The sequence below is a fragment of the Paenibacillus oryzisoli genome, assembly GCF_001653565.1.
In the GTDB taxonomy this organism is placed as follows: Bacteria; Bacillota; Bacilli; order Paenibacillales; family NBRC-103111; genus Paenibacillus_E; species Paenibacillus_E oryzisoli.
In genome coordinates this window covers 94,371-115,093 of record NZ_LYPB01000091.1, presented here as the reverse complement: position 1 = coordinate 115,093, position 20,723 = coordinate 94,371, and the positions used below count along the sequence as shown (strand labels likewise).

The 20,723-nt window shown below is 44.3% G+C and carries 13 protein-coding genes; all 13 read left to right on the top strand.

Annotated elements, in window-relative coordinates:
* The first annotated feature begins 290 nt into the window (after positions 1-290).
* The 13 genes from A8708_RS30655 (at position 291) to A8708_RS30595 (ending at position 20,658) form a co-directional block, all read left to right on the top strand.
* Entirely contained in the window at positions 291-6,278 is a 5,988-nt protein-coding gene (locus A8708_RS30655) for a polysaccharide lyase family 8 super-sandwich domain-containing protein (RefSeq protein ID WP_068670188.1), read from the top strand.
* Positions 6,279-6,494: 216 nt separating this feature from the next.
* On the top strand, positions 6,495-7,463 hold the full coding sequence (locus tag A8708_RS30650; RefSeq protein ID WP_068670187.1) for an N-acetylglucosamine kinase: 969 nt from the start codon (positions 6,495-6,497) through the stop codon (positions 7,461-7,463).
* Positions 7,464-7,475: 12 nt separating this feature from the next.
* The gene (locus A8708_RS30645) at positions 7,476-8,357 is read left to right on the top strand and encodes a MurR/RpiR family transcriptional regulator (protein WP_068670185.1); all 882 of its coding nucleotides are present in this window, start codon (positions 7,476-7,478) and stop codon (positions 8,355-8,357) included.
* Between the two features lie 144 nt (positions 8,358-8,501).
* On the top strand, positions 8,502-9,866 hold the full coding sequence (locus A8708_RS30640) for an extracellular solute-binding protein (RefSeq protein ID WP_157265129.1): 1,365 nt from the start codon (positions 8,502-8,504) through the stop codon (positions 9,864-9,866).
* 100 nt (positions 9,867-9,966) lie between these two features.
* Positions 9,967-10,866: a carbohydrate ABC transporter permease gene (locus tag A8708_RS30635; RefSeq protein WP_068670183.1), complete on the top strand. Its 900-nt coding sequence runs from the start codon at positions 9,967-9,969 to the stop codon at positions 10,864-10,866.
* 23 nt (positions 10,867-10,889) lie between these two features.
* Positions 10,890-11,726 carry a carbohydrate ABC transporter permease gene (locus tag A8708_RS30630; RefSeq protein ID WP_068670182.1) on the top strand — a complete coding sequence of 279 codons (837 nt, stop codon included), beginning with the start codon at positions 10,890-10,892 and terminating at the stop codon, positions 11,724-11,726.
* A 30-nt stretch (positions 11,727-11,756) separates the two neighbouring features.
* Positions 11,757-12,662, top strand: coding sequence for an N-acetylmuramic acid 6-phosphate etherase (gene murQ / locus A8708_RS30625; RefSeq protein WP_082927914.1), 906 nt, complete (start codon positions 11,757-11,759; stop codon positions 12,660-12,662).
* Positions 12,663-12,820: 158 nt separating this feature from the next.
* The gene (locus tag A8708_RS30620; RefSeq protein WP_338044250.1) at positions 12,821-13,720 is read left to right on the top strand and encodes a MurR/RpiR family transcriptional regulator; all 900 of its coding nucleotides are present in this window, start codon (positions 12,821-12,823) and stop codon (positions 13,718-13,720) included.
* 173 nt (positions 13,721-13,893) lie between these two features.
* A complete protein-coding gene (locus A8708_RS30615; protein ID WP_068670176.1) occupies positions 13,894-14,865 on the top strand; it encodes an ABC transporter substrate-binding protein in 972 nt (323 codons plus the stop codon).
* A gap of 68 nt (positions 14,866-14,933) precedes the next feature.
* Positions 14,934-16,574, top strand: a complete 1,641-nt coding sequence (locus tag A8708_RS30610; RefSeq protein WP_068670174.1) for an AraC family transcriptional regulator — start codon at positions 14,934-14,936, stop codon at positions 16,572-16,574.
* An 87-nt stretch (positions 16,575-16,661) separates the two neighbouring features.
* On the top strand, positions 16,662-17,645 hold the full coding sequence (locus A8708_RS30605) for a sugar ABC transporter substrate-binding protein (protein ID WP_068670172.1): 984 nt from the start codon (positions 16,662-16,664) through the stop codon (positions 17,643-17,645).
* 17 nt (positions 17,646-17,662) lie between these two features.
* A complete protein-coding gene (locus tag A8708_RS30600; RefSeq protein WP_068670170.1) occupies positions 17,663-19,081 on the top strand; it encodes a sensor histidine kinase in 1,419 nt (472 codons plus the stop codon).
* Entirely contained in the window at positions 19,078-20,658 is a 1,581-nt protein-coding gene (locus A8708_RS30595) for a response regulator (RefSeq protein ID WP_068670168.1), read from the top strand. Before A8708_RS30600 ends, A8708_RS30595 begins: the two co-directional genes overlap by 4 nt.
* Positions 20,659-20,723: the final 65 nt, after the last annotated feature.

Genomic DNA, 20,723 nt, shown 5'->3' with positions numbered 1-20,723 from the left:
CGTTATGCCAAGGGGTAGTGGATAGGCATGAGTATCATAATTAGAATGCCCAAATATTATTATCAGCTGCCATTGTCATGACTAAAAAAGCGAATTTACAAGAGGAGAAGCCTTGCTGCACAAGGACTTCTCTTTTTTAAATAAAGGATTGTTTGTTACAAGAATTGGTCATTGTCAGAAGATGAGCGTTCCTAGTAGGATACGTACATAGCAGGCAACTGTTGTGCTTACATCCATGACATACAACAAGTGCAATGACAGAAAAAGTCGAATCGGAGGAGGAATAGTTATTGTTACAAATTAAAAAAAGTTTAGCCATGTTTCTCAGCATCGTCATAGCGCTTAGTTGTTTTGACTTTGTGCAGCCGATTGCACTAGCTGCCGATTCAAACAATATGATTCTGAAAGGAGGAGGTTTTGAGCCGGATGAAATCAATCCAGCCGATACGACTGATGTCTTTGTACAAGGTCGACCCATGACGGCCACGGTTGGAAAAGAGTGGAAGCTCGGTAAAAATCATGGCGCAGTTAACTTATCCTCAGCTACCTACGATACAACCCAGAAAACAGAAGGAACTCAGTCTCTTCACGTACAGTACATACAATCCGTCGGCTATTTAGAGAAAATCACTGATTTGCCCGCGGTAGCCAATGGCAAGTACACCCTTTCAGTGGATGTCAAAACAGGAGCCAACACTTCAACAGTGCAATTACGTACCGAGTTTGTAAAGAGTGATGGCACTTCAACAGGAAGTGCCAGCCCTGATCGCATAAATCATGCTACAATAACGGCTAATCAGGGTTGGAAGACATACACGGCAACCTTTACAGCGCCAAATAATAATGAAATCACTGGAATTAAATTTATATTTGTAACAAGTACGCGAACAACTACCCCATGGAACACAGGCGAATTCTGGCTAGATAATCTCGTGATTAAACCTGTTCCGACGGCTGTTGATACTGTGAACTTGGATGCGTCGACACTTACTATTCTGACAGGTACCGAGCATTTGTTGAATGCTACGATCTCTCCTATGAGCGCTTCCAATAAAGCGGTCATATGGTCCAGCTCTGATCCTTCGATCATCTCAGTCGATAACAATGGTTTGGTAAAAGGTTTAGTTGATGGCACCGCGACAATTACAGTAACTTCCGTTGAAAATCCAGATAAGACAGCCACCTGTATAGTTACGGCTAGCAGTCATGTAACGGGTCTTAGCCTTGACCAGACTGCAGTGACGATTGCGCAAGGCAAAAATGTTGTACTCCAAGCAAGTCGGACACCCATCAATGCAAAGGATCCAATCCAATGGTCGTCATCTGACGAAAGCGTTGCCACAGTGAAAAATGGTGTAGTTTTTAGTAAAGGCGCGGGTACCGTAACGATTACGGCGACTTTTGGTGCCTATTCAGCCTTTTGCCAGGTCACTGTTACGGCGTATTCGGAGGATGAATTTGACCGTATGCGTAAACGGTGGTCAGATTACATATTTTATAAAGACTATGACGTAACAGATCCAGAAATCAAAGCCATAATTGATGAAAGAGTGGCTAGAGGACAAATGTATTGGGAGAAAATGAACAAAAGTGCCAATACCGTCTCCCAGCTCTGGACTGATGCGGATATTGGCAATCGCTCAAGAGAGTTCCAGATGTACTATAAATTTCTGTTAGACATGTCCGTGGCTTACGTTGCGGAAGGATCACCACTCCAATACAATGCGGACTTATATAGGGACATTATTTTTGGATTGGAGTGGATGGACAGTACACTGTTCACGACGAGTCCCAAATGGGCGATATCCAACTGGTGGGAAAGAGATATCGGCATGCCTAAGGAAGTGAACAACATCGTAACGCTGCTCTACGATTACCTGCCGCAAGCCAATATCAACAAGTATATGGCTAAGGTGAAAGTGTTCTCACCGAAAGCGGATACCGTTGTAACTGGAGGCAACGCTATCGCGGCTAATCGCGTAGACAAAAGTTTAATCGTTATGATGCATGGCGTATTAACCAAAGATTCTGCCCGAATCACGGAGGCTTCCAGCAAGCTGCTTAATTCGAGCAGCCAGGTTCTTGAACTTGTTACAACCGGCACTGGCATCTATTATGACGGTTCATTCATTGAGCATAGCAACGTTCCGTACACGAACAGCTATGGGACCGAAAGCCTTCGCGGCATCAGTGAAATTTTGTATGTAATTGGCGATTCAGCCTATGGGCCTAACGAGACCGATGTTAGCCGCGTATATCAAGCAGTTGATACCGCATACTTGCCTCAGATGTACAAGGGGATGCTGTTGTATTCAACCTGGGGACGGTCGGCATCAAGGCAAACCAAAGCTGTTGAAGGAACTAGCGCAAATTCACACATCAAAGGGTTGATTATGCTTGCGCAATCGGTCAATGTTTCACTGGCAACCCACTTTAAGGCAGCTGCGAAGTCACATTTACTTGCTAACCCGAAGCTGTTGGAAACGAAAAGCCTATTTGACAGACAGTTATTTAAAAGTGTGCTGCAGGATCAGTCAATCACGCCGGAAGCGGAAGCAACAGGTGCTTTCACCTTCAATCGTATGGCTCGTACAACCGTGAAGAGAGACGAATATTTGTTTGATGTGGCCATGTACAATTATAGGGTAGCGTCGTTTGAAGCGGGTAATCAGGAAAACAGACGGGGTGCACATACATCGGACGGTTTTACGTATCTGTATAATAATGACATTATGCAATTTGCGGAAAATTACTGGGCTACGGTTGACTATAAACGACTGCCAGGGACTACGGTTGATACCAAACCGATTGAACAAATCGAGGTTCTAGGAACAAGCGGAACAAGTTCCTCTGTTAACCCCAATATGAGATGGGTAGGAGCTTCAAAGTTGGATGGTTATGCGGTGGCAGGTATGGCCTTGGATAAAACGGACCTCCAGGATAATACAAAAGGCACTAACGCCAAAGATATGGATTTGAGGGCTAAAAAATCATGGTTCATATTTGATAATGAAATTGTCGCGCTAGGTGCAGGAATTACCAGTACCAAAGGTCGCTCTGTAGAATCGATTGTAGAGAACAGGAGGCTTAATTCTGCAGGCAGCAATACCTTTGTCGTTGATGGCGTGACCAAATCTTCTGCATTAGGCTATAGCGAAACTGTTGAAAATCCAAAATGGGCTTATCTCGAGGGCAGAGTCGAGGGTTCCGATATTGGTTATTACTTCCCAGTTAACTCCAATTTAAACGTATTAAGAGAATCACGTACAGAATCATGGAAGACAATAAACGATAACCCTTCCATGTTTTATGATGATACGCCTGTAACGGATAATTACTTGACCATGTATGTCGACCATGGAACGAACCCTAATGGATCCTCCTATGAATATGCCTTACTTCCCGGTATGAATTCCCAAGAGGTGGCGGCATACGCGGAAGCCCCGAAATTTAAAGTGCTGTCTAATACGGCAGATTTGCAAGCCGTTAAGCACGACGCCTTGGGTATTACTGCTCTTAACAACTTTGCGCGGATGACAAAAAGTGCAGGTGGTGTTACTGTCAGCGATGAAGGGTCTGTTATTGTTCGGGAATATGCGGATAACACCATGAAAATTGCCGTGATGAACCCAACAGTAAATGGCAATAAAGAACTAACTGTCACTGTTGACCGCAAGGCTCTGGGCGTTATTGCCAAAGATGATAACATTACCGTTGAGGAGACAGAGCCACAAATCGTGATTAAAATAAATCCGGAACTACATGCGGCCCAGTTCCAAAACACGTGGACGATCCACTTGGCTATCGCACCGAAACCAGTGGAATCAGTGGTCTTGGACACAACTGCCAAAGTATTGGGCGTTGGCGATGCTGTTCAGTTGCAAGCCGAAGTGCTGCCTGGGGATGCTTCCGTTAAAACGCTGGAATGGTCGTCGGACAATGAAGGTGTGGCAACTGTCAATGAAGATGGGCTTGTTACAGCGGTGGGAATCGGTACGGCAGAGATTAGAGCAACATCGACTGCTGATAACGCCAAATATGACGTCCGCTCGATTACGGTAACAGATTTGACCACAGCCGTCATACCTGAAAACGGCAAATTAACTGTAAGCTTTGGCGAATTGCCCACTGATATTTTGAAAAGCTCATTTAGCGGAACGTTTACGGTGACGAAAGATGGCGTTGCAACGGAATCGCCATTATCTCTTCAAACGATGGTTGTTAATGAAGATAAAACCATTACGTTTGGTATTGACAGTGTTCTGCCAGATTATATAAGCGATACGGAGCTTCTGGTACTAATAAAATATGTGGCAGGCACGGAGAAAACAGCGAGTTTTACGGTAAACAGGTTAATTGTGCCAGCGGCCCCTGCCGTACAGACAAGAGCAGCCAATAATGTGACAGAGACTTCTGCGAGGATCCAAACGGAAATCAGTAGCGTCGGCAGTAGTCCGATTACGGTTACTGGCGTAGTATATGGAACTACTCCGAATCCGGATGGCAGTGAGGGGAACGTGGCGATCAGCGGCGCAAGCAGTCCACTGGTGTACTCGTTTGACCTTGCGAACTTAATGCCTGATACGACGTACTATTTCCGAGCCTATGCCACTAACGTTGTGGGAACGACCTATGGAAGCGAGATGACGTTCAGGACAGTAGCGTTCGATAGTACGCCTCCGACGGGGACACTGAGCATAAACGGAGGAGCGGCCATAACGAGTACAACATCGGTCACTTTGGCCGTATACAGCTCCGATGGAGCAGGTTCAGGAAGTGTACAGATGCGTTTTTCCAATGACAATGCTACTTGGAGTTCCTGGGAGGCGGCAGCTGGAACGAAAGCGTGGTTGCTTGCATCGGGAGATGGCGCAAAGACGGTATATATGGAGTTGAAGGATGCGGTAGGCAATGTTACGACTATTCCTCTCACAGCTTCTATTCAATTGCAAATACCTGTATCGGGAAGCAGCGATGATGATACAGGTACTGATCCTCAGACTGAAACGATCCATGTTGGGGGTGGCAAAAGCGATGACGGTTCTATCGTGATAGCAGTTGTCATCAACCGCACGCCGGATGCAAATGGACAGAAGCGCGATGAAGTCAATTTGACATCTGAACAAATGGGCGATACGATCGCTCAACTCGCAGCAGCAGGCTCCAACTCGGCCAAAATCGTCATTCCCGATGAGAAGGACGAGGTTGTGGAATTGAATGTGAAGCTCCCCAAAGCGTCGACCGAGCAATTAGCCAACGCAAACGTAGGGCTCGAAGTTGTTACGGGCAACGCGCGGATTAATATTCCTGGCCGCTCGCTACAAGGGCTTGGCAATGATACCTACTTCCGCGTTGTACCGATCAAAAAGAAAGAAGAGCACGATGCAGTCGAACAGCGTGCAAAAACTGAGCAAGCCGTGCTCCTCATCGCAAAATTGGGAAGCGCCGAAGTGATCGGTCGTCCGATGATGATTGAAACGAATCTGCAGGGTCGCACAGTAACGCTGACGTTGCCGCTCGGCGACGTGGCGCTTAGCGATGAGCAGAAGAACGATCTAGGTATTTACATTGAACATAGTGACGGCACAAAAGAATTCGTTCGAGGAGATATTGTAAAGTTTGACCAAAACGGCCAACTCGGCATTCGCTTCGCGGTGAACAAATTTAGTACATTTACGATTGTGCAAATAAAGGGTTGGAACGCTGCGGCGGCAACACCGGTCAAGCAGCGCAATGCTTATATGTCTGGTTATCCTGATGGCACATTTGGAGCTGAAAGAAGCATCACCCGTGCTGAAATGGCAACGATATTGACCCGTGTATTCGATAAGACGACAACGCAAGCAGGCATCGCCTACACGGATGTAGAATCGACACATTGGGCGAAGGACGCGATTGATCAAGTGGCGAGAATGGGGTTGATGTCAGGCTATCCAGATGGCAGTTTCAAATCTGAACAATCAATCACGCGCGCGGAGATGGCGAGCATCGCAGCCAAGCTGTTGACGGTGAAGCCTGACGCAGTCGGTGGAAGCTTCGCAGACGTGGTCGATCATTGGGCGCAAGTGGCGATTAAAGAAGTAAAGGCAGCTGGAATTATCAGCGGTTATGCGGATGGAACTTTCCGCCCGGAGATGAGATTGACTCGTGCGGAAGCCGTAGTCATGATCAACAAACTACTCGGTCAAGAGCCATTATCTGGCACGAAAGCCAAATGGTCTGATGTAACGGAGGAGTTCTGGGCGTTTAAAGAAATTCAAGCGGCTTCTGTTCATTAGGTAATCGTATATATCAAGCTGAATCCTCTTCTAGAAGGCTAGTGCTGACTGGGAGAGGATTTTGTGAGTTCATGGTCAATGATTAATCCTCAGTGACAACTGAATTCGTCGAATTTTAAAATATCGTTTCAATAAAAATTAAAAAATATTGACATTAAATTTTAACTCGCATATAATTTGACTATACTAATACTAACTACTTGGAGTGATCCTATTATGCCTTATATCATTGGGATTGATGGGGGCGGAACGAAAACGACATGTGCCTTCCAGCGAGTAGAGAATTATAATCATCTAATGAGATGTCAAAGCATTATTGTCGGTGATGGTACGAACGTACTGACTGTTGGTGTGGAGACAATGAAAAAAAGGCTGCATTCTCTCATAAATGAGGGTCTGAAGGTTCATGACATCCAGCCCAGTGAAGTTATTGGGATTTGTGCAGGCATTGCCGGTACGCGTTTAGAAAAGGATAGACTATCCGTTGTACTGGAGCTGAAACAGATTGCCAAGGAATTACATCTACATGAGGATATTGGCATCACTGTAAAAAGTGATTTATTGATCGCCCTTCGTGGGGCGATGCATCCTGAGAATCAAGAAGGCATACTCGTTATCTCGGGAACAGGATCTAACGCGATTGGGTTGTCACGGAATGGGGATTTAGCTTTTAACGGGGGATGGGGGCACATTTTAGGTGATGAAGGAAGCGGTTATTCGATTGGACTCCAAGCGCTTAGTGCTGTCTGTAAAGCCTATGATTGCAGGGAATCTCCTACACAATTAACCGGGATGATTTTAGCAAGATTACAGCTAGCAACGGAACATGACCTCGTGCAGTATATTTATCGTGACGTTCCGAATAAGCAAGTGATTGCCAGCTTAGCTAGACTGGTCATTGAATCGTCCATAGAATTAGACCCGGTAGCAGTGAATATCTTAAAAGAAGCAGGTAATGAGCTTGTTGACTTGGTACGCGGGTTACGAAGAAAATCAGACGCCTTCCATGAATTAACGCCGGTCACGGTTGCAGGATCAATCTTTATGTACTCGGATATTGTTAGGAACCAGTTCATGGAGGGTTTGAAGGTGCATAGGCTGGGCTGCTATCAACCTGCGTTCGCAGATCCTGTGAATGGCGCTGTCATCGTAGCCATGGAAGCCATTACTAAACAGCACCTATAAGGAGGTAAGTTTATGGCAAACCACCTTGCCGAATCTCTGACAGGCGGTTTGATAATGCTGAAAGAAATTGCGGAGCAATTACCGCTTTCCGAGCGCAAAATAGCCCTTTATATCATGGAGAATCCCCAAGAGGCCATACGCAGCACAGCCAATGAGTTGGGTGAATTAAGCGCTACAAGTGCATCAGCGGTTATCCGGTTATGCAAGTCGTTGGGACTCAGTGGATTTCAAGAGTTAAAGCTACGAATAGCTGGGGATATACGCAATACATCAGAGACAGATTTTACAGACTTTATTTCCCACGAAACACAGCAATCTATTGTACAAAAAATGACAAACAACAGTATACGCTCCTTGCAAGAAACCGCAGAGATTATGAATTATGAGGCGTTGGCACGAGCAGTCGAAGTTATAAAGCAAGCAGAAAAAATTCACTTCTATGGCATTGGGGCATCTGGCGTCATTGCGCAAGATGCTCATATGAAATTCGTACGGATTAATCCATTCACCACATCCAGCTCAGATTATCATTTATCTGCCATGCTGGTAACGCAAACGAGACCGAAAGACGTAGTAATCGGCATCTCATTTTCGGGAGAAACGTTCGAGGTAAGCAAGGTATTGGAATTAGCTAAGCAAAAAGGTGCGACAACCATCAGCCTAACCAGTTACGGTTTATCACCCCTTAGTGAAATGGCGGATATTAATTTGTATGTGTCGCCTAAGCAAGAAGAGGTTTTTCGTAGCGCAGCAACATCATCGCGACTTGCTCAGTTGCATGTTATTGACATTTTGTTCATCTCTGTACTTACTGCTGATTATGATACATCAATTGAATTGCTGGACGAGGTTCGACTAGGCATACAATTTGTTAAACAGCTTTCTAAAAAGTAAAAGAATACAAAAAGAAGGCTTTCGAAGCTTCTTTTTATATATAATCCTTAGTATTTTCATGCGAATACTTAGGATGTTAACTTACAGCTGAGATTCTTTCGCACAATGATATCATCCATTCTATTTAAAAAGGGGATCAATGGTATGAAAATGAAGTCAATTAGTGCAAGTCTTATGGGCGTTATGGTAACTGCAGGATTAGTAACGGCGTGCGGTACGGCTGAACCGAACAAAGAGGCAAGTCCAAGTCCAGCTGTATCCTCTGCAAAACCGGCCGAAACGGCCAGCGCGAAAGAATTGACAGGTGAGTTTGAAATTCAATACTTTGTCGGTGGCTATGGCGATGCTTGGTGGAAACAATCTCTTGACGAATTTCAGAAACTGAATCCGAAGCTGAAAATTACACAAACAGCGGGACCAACGATTAATGAGCAGATGAAACCGCGTTGGATTCAAGGTAACCCGCCAGACTTGGTATTTATCAATGGAGCAGGCTCCAATGCAAGACAGATGTTCCTTGATAATCAATTGATGGATTTAACCGATTGGCTCAAGGATGCGAAGAACGTCGATGGTGAGAAAATCACGGATGTTCTGTTCAGTAAACCGGAAGAGTACCAACCAGGCAAAGCTTTTACCTTGCCGATTGTATTCGGATCCTACGGAACTTTCTATGACAAAGCTGAATTGCGCAAGAACAGCTGGAATGAGCCGAAAGATTGGGCTAGCTTCACAGACACTTTGCAAAAGATTAAAGATTCCGGCAAAATGTCACCGTATATCCATACAGGGGTTTATCCACAATATATCATTGGCGGTTTGCTGAATTCGGCGATTGTCGCAGCGAATGGCAGCGACCCATCCATTATTAACAAGATCAACTCGCTTGAAGCGGGTGTATTCAAAAGTGCTCCTGTCATGAAAGCTCTCGATAAATTGATTGAGCTTAATACAAAGGGATTTATCGACGGTAGTGCAGCAGCTCTTAATCATACAGATTCGCAAATGCAATTCCTGCAACATAAAGCAGCTTTTATCCCGAATGGCCTATGGATTGAAAATGAAATGAAAAAGGATATCCCGACTGGCTTTGAATTCGGCTTCATCCCTTCTGTGGTTCAAGATAAAGGTGGCAAACCTATTATTATTCCTTCAACAGCGACGATGGGTATCGCGAAAAAGGCGAAAAATCCAGATGTGGCAAAAGCGTACTTGCAGTATGTATTCACGAAGAAGCAAGCCGTTGCTTGGGCTGAATTGACAGGCTCCATACTCAATGTGAAAGCGGATTTGAACAAATCAGATAAAGTAAGTTCACTTGTGAAGCAAGCTAGCGCGTACTTCTCTGCGTCAGATGTGATCATTGCACCGGTTCCTGTTCTTGCAGAAGAACTGTTCAAGATTGAAAAAGATGCTACGTTAGCTTTGGTAACTGGCAAAATTACGAAAGACGAGTGGGCAACACGTCTGGAAGAAGGCGCAGCGAAACAACGTGATAAAGCGAAGTAAACTTAGATAAGCCAAGAAGGGATGGATACTTCACTTCATTAACCTGAGAGAAGTATCCATCTTGCTTTTGGAATGACAACCTGATTGGAGGCATGGAGCAATGAAATTGGGATCTAACCTGCAGCGGAAACTATTTGTCGCATCATTCATTTTGCCAACACTGATCCTGTATTGTATCTTTCTCGTGTACCCGATGATGAAGGGGATTTACTTGAGCCTCTTTGATTGGTCGGGCGGTTCAGAGACGTACAATTTTATCGGATTTGATAATTATAAGCATATGTTCCACGATGAGGTTATCCCGAAAGCGATTCGTAACGATTATATTCTAGTCTTTGGCAAAGTAATTGGTTTTATGATTCCCTCTTTACTGCTGGCGGTTGCACTCACGCGATTCAAAATCAAAGGAGCTGGCTTCTACCGTTCTGTTTTTTTTATCCCGAATGTCATTTCGGTCGTTATCGTGGGTGTTCTGTGGCGGTTTATTTATAATCCAAATATCGGATTTGTGAACTCCTTTATTTCGAGTGTTACTGGAAAATCTTTCGAGTTTGCCTGGTTGGGTGGAAAATGGTCGATCTTCGCCTTATTGCCAACATCCATTTGGGCGGGTATCGGTTTTACGATTATTTTGCTTATCGCAGGCATACTCAGCATTCCTGAATCCTTATATGAATCTGCGAACATCGATGGAGCCGAGCATTGGCAGCAATTTTGGAAAATTACACTTCCCTTGGCTTGGGAGCAAGTCCAAACTTCTGTTATCTGGATTGTCACAACAACGCTCAGTGGTTCCTTCGTCATTGTCAGCATTATGACCTTCGAAGGCGGTGTGGATAATGCAACACAAGTCATGAGTTCCTATTTATATGCGCAAGCTTTCCATTACGGTAATTTCAGTTACGGAGCAGCAATCGGGGTATTAATCCTTGTCATTGCTTTAATTACAACCATCACGCTCCAGCGTCTGATGAAGAGAGAAACCATCGAATTGACCTAAGATGAGCAGGAGATGAACGGTAGATGAGACAAACTAGACTACAGACCTGGAGTATGACAGTCATTCTCGGCATTTGGTCCCTATGCGTGATGTATCCGTTATTTTGGACGGTTATTGCTTCGTTAAAGGATAATAAGCAGTTCTTGTTAGGTCATCCCTGGGCGCTGCCGAATTTCCCTTTACTTTGGGAGAATTATTCTTATGTATGGCAGAAGTATAAATTCGGCAATTATTTCATCAATTCCATTAGTGTAACAACCGTCAGCACGATTGCTGGTGTGTTATTGTCAGCGACTACAGCCTATGTCATTGCGAGGTTTGCTTTTAGAGGGAGTAACCTGCTCTTTCTTTCCTACTTGGCATATAAAATGATACCGGCATTTCTAGGCATTATTCCGCTCTTCTTCCTTATGAATGATCTTCATTTGACCAATACGCTCAGCGGGCTAATGTTGATATATGCGATAACCGCCGTGCCATTCGGTGTGTTCATGCTGGTTGGCTTCTTCAAAACGCTTCCTAAAGAGCTGGAAGAAGCAGCGGCTATCGATGGTGCCAACCATTACGGCACATTCTTCCGTGTCATGCTTCCGTTAGCAAAGCCTGGCCTCGTGTCACTGGCTATTGTGACGGTCCTGAATATTTGGAATGAATACATTATGGCCCTGGTCTTCATTAGTACACCTGGGAAATATACCTTGCCTGTTGGGATTGCCGTTATGCAGGCCGAGATGCAGTATCGGACCGAATGGGGCCCATTGTTCGCAGCGTTAACGATCGCCATGGTACCTGTGCTGCTGTTCTATTTTATCTTCCAAAGGCAGATTACAGGTGGCATGACCGCAGGTGCAGTGAAATAAATCCGGATGAAGGGAGTTTACGAAAACACCATGAACCATAAATTAACGACTGAACAACGAAATGAGCGAAGTGAACAGTTAGATCAACTAAGCGCACGCGAGATTATTACTTTGATGAATGAGGAAGATCAGAAGGTGCCTTTAGCAGTAAAACAGGCTCTCCCACAAATTGAACGCGCTATTGAGGCTATTGTTAACAAGATGGCAAACGGTGGCCGATTATTTTATATCGGAGCTGGAACGAGTGGAAGGCTGGGGATCTTGGATGCAGCGGAATGCCCGCCTACATTTGGCACGGACAAAGAGCTTGTGACAGCGATTATTGCCGGGGGCTCCCAAGCTATATTTGAAGCAGTAGAGGATGCCGAGGATAATGGCGAAGTAGGAAGAGATGAAGTACGAACACGTTTGCATAGCGGGGATGTCTTGGTTGGGATAGCAGCAAGCGGCAGAACGCCATATGTACTTGGGGCTGTTCAAGAGGCTAAGAAGCTGGGAATATTGACCGTTGGACTTTCGTGTAATACAGCTACGCCTTTAAGTCAATGGGTTGACTATGCCATTGAAGTGAGCGTTGGACCAGAAGTCGTGACGGGCTCCACTCGCCTTAAAGCGGCAACTGCTCAAAAACTAGTGTTGAATATGATGTCAACAGCTACGATGATTCGTCTAGGTAAAATATACAAGAATCTGATGGTTAACGTTCAGGCGACTAACGACAAGCTTCGTCATCGTGTTATTAATATCGTCATGGAAGCAACACCCACGACTGAAGATGAGGCACGTCGTTACTGCGATTTAGCTAAAGGCGATGCGCGCGTGGCAATCCTCATGCTGCAATGCAAGGTTGACTATTCGACAGTGGTGCAAGCTTTGGATAAGTCTGGTGGACATTTTGGGAGAGCAAGAGGCCAATTGATGGTTCAAGGAAAGTGAATTACTGCATGGAAAGAGCTGCCAATTGGCAGCTCTTTGTGTACGCCAAGCAGTGGCAATCTCTCTAAAGATCAGCTCCCATTGTATGTTTTTTCCAAAGACGCTTCGTTCATGGTATGATTGAAGGCGTAGTTAAGGTCAATCCACCATCGAAGGGAGTGGGAACCATCTCGGATAACCATCTTGCAAAGTCGCTATCAGGCGGCCTAATTATGCTTCAAGAAATTGCAGAGCAATTGCCGCTTTCTGAGCGTAAGATTGCCCAATATATTATTGAAAACCCTCATGAAGCTATCCGCTGTACAGCGAATGAGCTGGGGGAACTAAGCTCAACAAGCGCGTCTGCCGTCATTAGATTGTGCAAATCAGCTGGACTCAGTGGGTTTCAGGAATTAAAACTTCGAGTAGCCGGAGATATACGCAATGTAAGTGAAACTAGCTTTTCGGATATACAACCCAACGAGACACAGGACGCTATTGTTCAAAAAGTGACGAATAGTAGCGTTCGAGCGTTACAGGAAACCGCTGAAATACTAAATTATGAAGCTCTTGCCCAAGCGGTTCTGGCTCTGCAGCAGGCGAAAAGCATCCATTTCTTCGGTATCGGCGCTTCTGCAGTCATCGCTCAAGATGCCCAGCTGAAATTCGTTCGTATTAACCGATTCACGACGGCACATACGGACTTTCATACCTCGGCCATGTTAGTATCGAAGTCATCCATAGATGATGTAGTCGTTGGTATATCTTTCTCGGGCGAGACCTACGAAGTGGGGAAAATGCTAGAGTTAGCCAAAGAGAAAGGCGCAAAGACTATAAGTCTGACGAGCTACGGATTGTCTCCAATCAGTGAGATTGCCGATATTCGTTTATACGTGTCTGCCAAACAGGAAGAGGTTTTTCGAAGCGCAGCCACTTCTTCGCGTCTCGCACAGCTTCATCTCATTGATATTTTGTTTATGTGCGTTCTAACTAGTCAATACGATGAATCCATTAAACAGCTGGATGAAGTGCGTATTGGCGTTAATTTTGTGAAGCAGCACACGTCTTTAAGAAAATAGTGAATTCAAGCTCAATGCGCATACCGTATTGGGCTTGTTGAATTCTCCAAACTATGCAATCGTGCGGTTGAAAGAAAAAAAGTCAGCATTTTTACGTATTCACAAATGACGCATTGTCCTATATACTCCTAGATATCGATAATGATTATCAGTATCATCTAGGGGGATTTATTATGATTCAAGCAAGAAAATTAGTTAGTTTCGCAGCAGTTTTACTCGTGTCTTCATTATTCCTAGCCGGTTGTGGAGCTGGTACGGATACGAAAAGTGCAGCATCGCCTGCAAGTACAACACAAGCCGCAGAGACAGCTGCAGCAAAAGCACCGCAAGAACGTATCCTGAAGGATGCTATGGGTCATGAAGTGAAAATTCCTGGTGAGGTTAAACGTGTCATTGCTCCTTTCCTCGAAGATGGACTAACCGCAATCGGCATTAAGCCTGTCGCACAATGGTCCGCAGCTGGCGAACCTCAGCAGTATTTGCAAAATGTATTAAGCGAGGTTCCTGTATTGGACATGGCAGGTGGACTTAAACCTGAGCAGACGTTAAGTCATAATCCAGATCTCATTATTCTAGCAGCACCAACCTACATGAAGAATGGGACTTATGAGGATTTCTCCAAAATTGCTCCTACTTACGTCTTATCTAATGACGAGAATGACTGGCGCGGAAATGTTGCCAAACTAGGCGAAGTGCTGGGTAAAGTCAAGGAAGCTGAGCAGGCAATTAAGAAATATGATGAGAAGTTAGCGGCTTCTAAAGATAAGATTCGCACAGCTGTTGGGGATAAATCGGCCGTATTATTCCAATCCGCCAATGAAAAAGGATTTAAATTATTCGGTGCGAATTTCTATAGCGGAAAGTTACTGTACCAAGGCTTTGGATTTAAACAGCCGAAAATGCTAAAGGGAGACTATGATACATATGCCTTGGAAACGCTGGCGCAGCTCGATGATGTTGATTACATTTTCGTGCTATCTGGCAAAGGTCGTGCGAAACCTCCCTTGGATAACCCATTGTGGCAGCAATTGCCCGCGGTAAAGCAAGGTCATGTGTATGAAGTGGATTCGGGTCACTGGTTCAATCAAAATGTGATCGCCAATCAATTAATTATTGATGATGTTCTAAGTAAGCTAATCAAATAAACCTTGTAATGACGGGGGATTCCCTCGTCTTTTACGCGTTTAATTCGATAAACAGGGAGCGAGCATAGATGAACGAAGAGATCACTCCTTCAGAAGTAGAAGACGAGCATCCCTATAACACTTTGTGGTACAAGTTGACGAACATTGAACGAATTGTGATAAAGGATTTGCAATGGCCAGTTGAACGAGATTTTATTAAGGCAGACTCACTTATGCTAGTCATCTCGGATACGACGGAAGGCCGTTTGGTCATCAATGGTCAATACTTCGCATTGCGAGTAGGCACCGTGTTCATTTGTAAGCCAGGACAACTTATTGAAGTAGGTCTGCCTAAAGACGAAGATCATGGGGTTTATGTACTTCGGTTTCAAGCAGCAGCTATAGCGCATAAGAATGCCGCTGAGCCGAGTATCCAATCTGTCAACACGTTCCCAGGAGAAGGCGAAGCGATTCATCTTCCCGTATCTACGGTCATTCCACTCGTCAGAATGATTGTGACTCATTGGGAGCAAGGTACCATCGCAGATCGTTTCCGGGCAGAAGCGGGCTTCTATGAGCTGCTTAGTCTGGTTTTGCAAAATGAAGAACACAAAACCTCAATTGCGTTGGAATACGCGAAGTTCATGTTAGAACGGGACTACACGGAAGAAATTACGATCGAAGCTTTGGCAGCAAGAGCTGGTTTAAGCCGGTTTCATTTTATGCGATTATTTAAAGAAAAATTTGGTAAAGGCGTTATTGAATACGTTACTGAATTACGGTTAAGTAAAGCGAAGGAACTCATGCGTGAGCTCCCGAATGCCTCCATTCGCGATATCGCTTTTCAAGTAGGGTATAAGAATGAGATTTATTTCAGCACTAATTTTAAGAAACATATGGGTATGGCACCAGCGGTGTATTTGAAAAATACGAAGATGAAAGTCGCCGCGTACAGTTGGGTAAATATTGGACAATTACTGGCACTTCAAATAATTCCATATGCCGCGCCGATGGATCATTATTGGACTGATTTTTATCGAAATAAATATGCTTATGATGTAACGGTTCCGTTGAGTCATCATTATGATTTCAATTTAACGGCTTTGCGGCAGTCAGCACCTGATTGCATTATAGGCATTGACGCCTGGATTCCTAAAGATGAGCAAGTGAAACTTACAGAAACTGCTCCGACTTTATTTTTACCATGGGATCGTAACTGGCGGGATCATTTGAACCACATTGGCAATTTCCTAGGTAAATCGAAAGAGGCAGTGAAATGGCTGCACAGCTACGACCTGAGGGCTGCAGAATTAAGAGAGAACGTTAAGCTAACGATTCAAGAGGATAAAGTGTTAGTCATCACGGTTCATCACAACGAAATACTCGTGTGGGGACGGCTTGCTGGAACGGTGCTGTATGATGATCTGGGAGTAAGCCCAGCGATTCAGTTGGATCAATTTCAGTGGACGAAGTCCGTGAAAGTGCTGGAATTAGCGGAATTTGAGGCTGATCAATTAATTCTGAATATTTGCAAGGATCCCATTTCCCAAGCGACGTGGGCAGATCTTGCTAAACAGGGGGAGTGGCGAAATCTATCAGCAGTAAAGAAGGAGAGGGTTCATTTTACCCCTGGATATGCGGGTTGGGAGGCACCTTGGAATGAACATACGGCCTTCAATCATGAGCGCCTTTTGCAGCAGATTGCACAAATTCTACTTCCAGCAACATAATTGTTGCTGGATTTTATTTTGATTCTATTCGAATATCCGAAATCATGATAAAATTACTGGAAATTGGAAGAGTTTGTGGGTGAACGTATGAAGAAATTGATTGGGATTGCGATTATTGCCAGCAGTTTTGTTGCGTTGTCATTTTCTTTGTACTATATGCTCAAGATTTATCAAAGCGATTTGAGTATGTCTACGGCGGGCGAGCCTATGCTGAATGAACATATTGAACGCATTGTGATTATCTCGCAAGAACAAGGCAGCTTCATGATGAATGCCATTCAGAAAGGGGCTCGCGAGGCAGCAGAGGAACATCAGATTCAAATTGATTTCTGGGGGGTATACCGTTCGAACTTGGAAGGGTTAATCAAGCAGATTGATATTGCAATCGCTTCCAAAGCGAGTGGAATCGTTGTAGAAGGTGTAGATCACCCGGATTTTGATCTCATGGTAAAGAAGGCGACAGAGAAAGGTATACCTATAATAACCATCAATTCTGATGCTCCTAGCAGCTTGCGCAAGTCTTATATTGGTTCCGATCATTATCAAGAAGGGATTATTATGGGGGAGTATATTGCGACCCAGTTGAATGGCAAAGGTGTAGTCGGTGTTATTAAAAACCTTTCTTCTCCCTCAACGGATGATCTGAGATTAAAAGGTCTGACGGAAATTTTTCGGAAATACGAGGGGTTAAGGGTTGTAATTGCAGCTAATGATCCTGAAATGTCGCATCCGAAGATGCAAACGAATGATATTTTGAATCACAATCCGAATGTGACAGCTTTTGTCGGTTTAACCTCAGAAGCTGGCGAGAGTATCGTTCAAGCTGTACATGCGCGTTCACGAACCAAAGAATATCCGATTTTCCAATTCGATGATTCTCCGCAAACGATGATGCTTATTAAGAATGGGCAGGTGAAAGCAGGACTCTCGCAACATTATGAAGACATGGGAATTCTAAGTGTTAACTTAATGAAACGTTGGTTAGATGCGGCACAGCTGCCGCTCGAGAACAGCTACTTCACGCCTATTAGTATTGTGACTTCAGCGGGAGAAGAGGAGAAAGCGCCCTGAAAACCATTCGAAGTAAAATGATGATGTTATCTATTTTGATTTGGGTCATTATGGCTATTATTTGGCTCTCCATGAGCATCTATAATCAGCGGACCGTTGAAAAGTATAATGAGATCCTACAGCGCTATATGCAAATGAATCAAGCCTCGCAATTAAGCCAGCAATCCTTAACCACATTGAATAAATATCGGATGTCACCCACATTAGAAAGCATGAATCAGTATCTTTCGGATATCAGCTCTTTACTTCGAACGAAGACAGAGATGAGTTGGTTGCGAAATACGAGCAACACGATGCTCCTCAACAATTTGCAGAACATGCTGGAAAGTCAAGCAGAAGCGATGGATTTGGCTGTTCGTTTTCAAAAGGATAATGATGAAGAAAACGCAGCCAAACAATTTGACGAGGCATCCAATATATCCAAATACATTTCAGAAGCGACCCTCACCTTAATTAGCGGTGAACAAAACACCTACGATGCCTTTTATAGAAAGATTATTAAACGAAGTGAAAATATAAAGAACATGGGACTCTGGACCTTAGCACTCGTTTCTTTGCTATTATTGCTGTTTTCCTATCGATTTGTTGACAGTGTGACACAGCCATTGCTGAAACTAACGCTGTCTGCACGCGAGTTGTCACGAGGGAATTTCAAGAATCCCATAGATTTGGGAAATAACGATGAAATATCCTTTCTAGCTATAACGTTGGAAAGCATGCGTCTGAAGATCGGTCATTTTATCGATGATATTCAAAGTAAAGCCCAATTGGAATACGATCTGCATCGACATAAGCTCATGCTAAAGGAAAGTGAGTTGAAGAGTTTACAGAGTCAGATCAATCCACATTTTCTTTTTAATACGTTAAATATGTTGTCGAAGGAAGCTTATTTGGCTGGAGCGGATAAAACAAGCGAATTAATTAGCTCTGTCGCTGGTATGCTTAGATATAATCTCCGTAAGTTGGATAGCCGTGTATCCTTAAAGGATGAGCTCGAGGTGCTGGAGGAGTATTTAACGATACAGAAAGCTCGTTTCGGCGATCGTTTGCATGTCATCCGTGAAATTGATGAGTCTCTACTAGGGATCGAGCTTCCTATTCTTGTATTGCAACCGCTTGCAGAGAACGCGTTTATTTATGCTATTGAACCTGCTGAAGAGGGCGGGACGCTCACGATTCGAGTCAAGCAGGAAGAGAGACACATCCTTGTTCAGGTACAAGACACAGGGCAGGGCATGGATGGGGAGCAATTGCATAAACTTTTATCTCATACCGAGAATTCGGTTTATAAAGGGCATTCAACAGGATTAGGAATTTGGAATGTGATTCATCGCTTACAGCTGTTTTATGGGGTTGAAGAGGTTATAGAGATCGAATCCCATCCAGGAGCTGGTACTTGTATTACATTGAAGTTGCCAAGGGGGCAAGCTATATGATTCGTATGCTAATCGTAGATGATGAACACATTGAGCGGATTGCATTGCAAAGGATTATCGAAGAAGGTTCGCCAGACGTAGAGGTCGTAGGCCAAGCGGCGAATGGCAGGGAGGCCATTGAAGCAGCTGAACGTTTACAACCAGATCTGATCACGATGGATATTAAGATGCCAGGTATTAATGGACTTCAAGCGATAGAGAAGATTAGGGAGTCTAATCCAACAGTTAAGTTTATAGTCGTAACTGCATTTGACACATTTGAATTCGCGCAGCAAGCCATTAAGTTAGGCGTTTATGATTATATGCTGAAACCAAGTCGGATTTCTGTCGTGCTCGAGACGATTGGACGGGTAGCGAATGAGATACTAATGCTGCAACAAGAGTTGGTGACCAGAAGCTTAGAACGAGAGCGGCTGCAGAAAATGACACCTCTCGTAGAGGCGGATATTGTAGAGCAGTTGCTATTTGATTATGTACAATCGACGCCACTGCCTGGAATGATCGATTTAGTTGGCTTTCCGACAGGGCGAGACGGCTTCGTAATGACCTTGCAGTTCTCACCTAGTTCTGCTTCGGCAGAAGAAGGTCAGTTGCGTCATTTGGATGATGTTTACATGCAAATAAATGAGCTGTCACGGGGTATGTCCAACCCGATTTGGTTAGGGAAAATGTCAGGCAATCAGGTGCCTGCCATTATTTTTCTGGATGGTGAGTTCTCCTATCGTGCACAAGCCATAGGTGTTGCAAAAAAATGGATCCAAGCTTTGGACGGGAAGCATGGATTTCGTCTGTTTATAGGCATTGGCGGTGTACGTAAAGACGTGCGGGACATGCGGAAATCGTATCAGGAAGCTTTATTGGCTTCGATGGATCAATCGCTGCTTGCTCGTTACTGTTTGTATGAGAATTTGACACAGGATGAGATTCAGGCTATTGGTGTTCGTAATCTTGAGATGGAGAAGATCGTTCTGGAAGAGATCAGACGGGGAAATCTAGATGGGGCTGGAGATCAGATTGCCAGAATGATTGATGTGTTCGAAGGGAGTGGGCAAGGCGTTGGGCTGTCGCAGCAGCGAATTTTTGAAGTGTTGATTGTTGTGACCCGCATGTTGCAGGATATGGGGATGGAAGTTTGTACGCCGTATTTTCCATATTCAACGACAAGTTATATGCAACTGAAAGCGGAAGCCCGCATGTTGATTCATCATTTAGTTCAGGTTGGAGACGTTGTTGAAACGGATTTACTCCAAACGATGAAGCTATATATCCAGGCGCATGCGCATGAGGACTTATCTTTGGAGCGGATTGCTGCTACGGTTGATCGAAATCCTTTCTATGTTAGTAAACTGTTCAAAGAGCATTTCGGAATGAATTATATTGACTTCCTCACCCAATATCGAATTGAAATGGCCAAGCAATTGATGCAAGAAACAGATAAAAGTCTTAAGGAAATTACATTTGAAGTGGGATATAACGATCCGAATTATTTTAGCCGCGTCTTTAAAAAGTTGGTTGGCCATTCACCTACGGATTATAGGAAAATGCTAATTCGACCAACGAACAAGAAGCACAGTTGAGTTAACACGTATGGATTCATTATTAGGATGATAACGATTAGGAGGGGTTTGTGCTGAAACCAGTC

What these genes read in the sequence shown, in the direction of transcription:
- A8708_RS30610 (WP_068670174.1), top strand. Translation starts at nt 14,934, where the DNA reads ATGAACGAAGAGATCACTCCTTCAGAAGTAGAAGACGAGCATCCCTAT.
- A8708_RS30630 (WP_068670182.1), top strand. Translation starts at nt 10,890, where the DNA reads ATGAGACAAACTAGACTACAGACCTGGAGTATGACAGTCATTCTCGGC.
- A8708_RS30650 (WP_068670187.1), top strand. Translation starts at nt 6,495, where the DNA reads ATGCCTTATATCATTGGGATTGATGGGGGCGGAACGAAAACGACATGT.
- A8708_RS30595 (WP_068670168.1), top strand. Translation starts at nt 19,078, where the DNA reads ATGATTCGTATGCTAATCGTAGATGATGAACACATTGAGCGGATTGCA.
- A8708_RS30600 (WP_068670170.1), top strand. Translation starts at nt 17,663, where the DNA reads ATGATGATGTTATCTATTTTGATTTGGGTCATTATGGCTATTATTTGG.
- A8708_RS30645 (WP_068670185.1), top strand. Translation starts at nt 7,476, where the DNA reads ATGGCAAACCACCTTGCCGAATCTCTGACAGGCGGTTTGATAATGCTG.
- murQ (WP_082927914.1), top strand. Translation starts at nt 11,757, where the DNA reads ATGAACCATAAATTAACGACTGAACAACGAAATGAGCGAAGTGAACAG.
- A8708_RS30635 (WP_068670183.1), top strand. Translation starts at nt 9,967, where the DNA reads ATGAAATTGGGATCTAACCTGCAGCGGAAACTATTTGTCGCATCATTC.
- A8708_RS30615 (WP_068670176.1), top strand. Translation starts at nt 13,894, where the DNA reads ATGATTCAAGCAAGAAAATTAGTTAGTTTCGCAGCAGTTTTACTCGTG.
- A8708_RS30640 (WP_157265129.1), top strand. Translation starts at nt 8,502, where the DNA reads ATGAAAATGAAGTCAATTAGTGCAAGTCTTATGGGCGTTATGGTAACT.
- A8708_RS30605 (WP_068670172.1), top strand. Translation starts at nt 16,662, where the DNA reads ATGAAGAAATTGATTGGGATTGCGATTATTGCCAGCAGTTTTGTTGCG.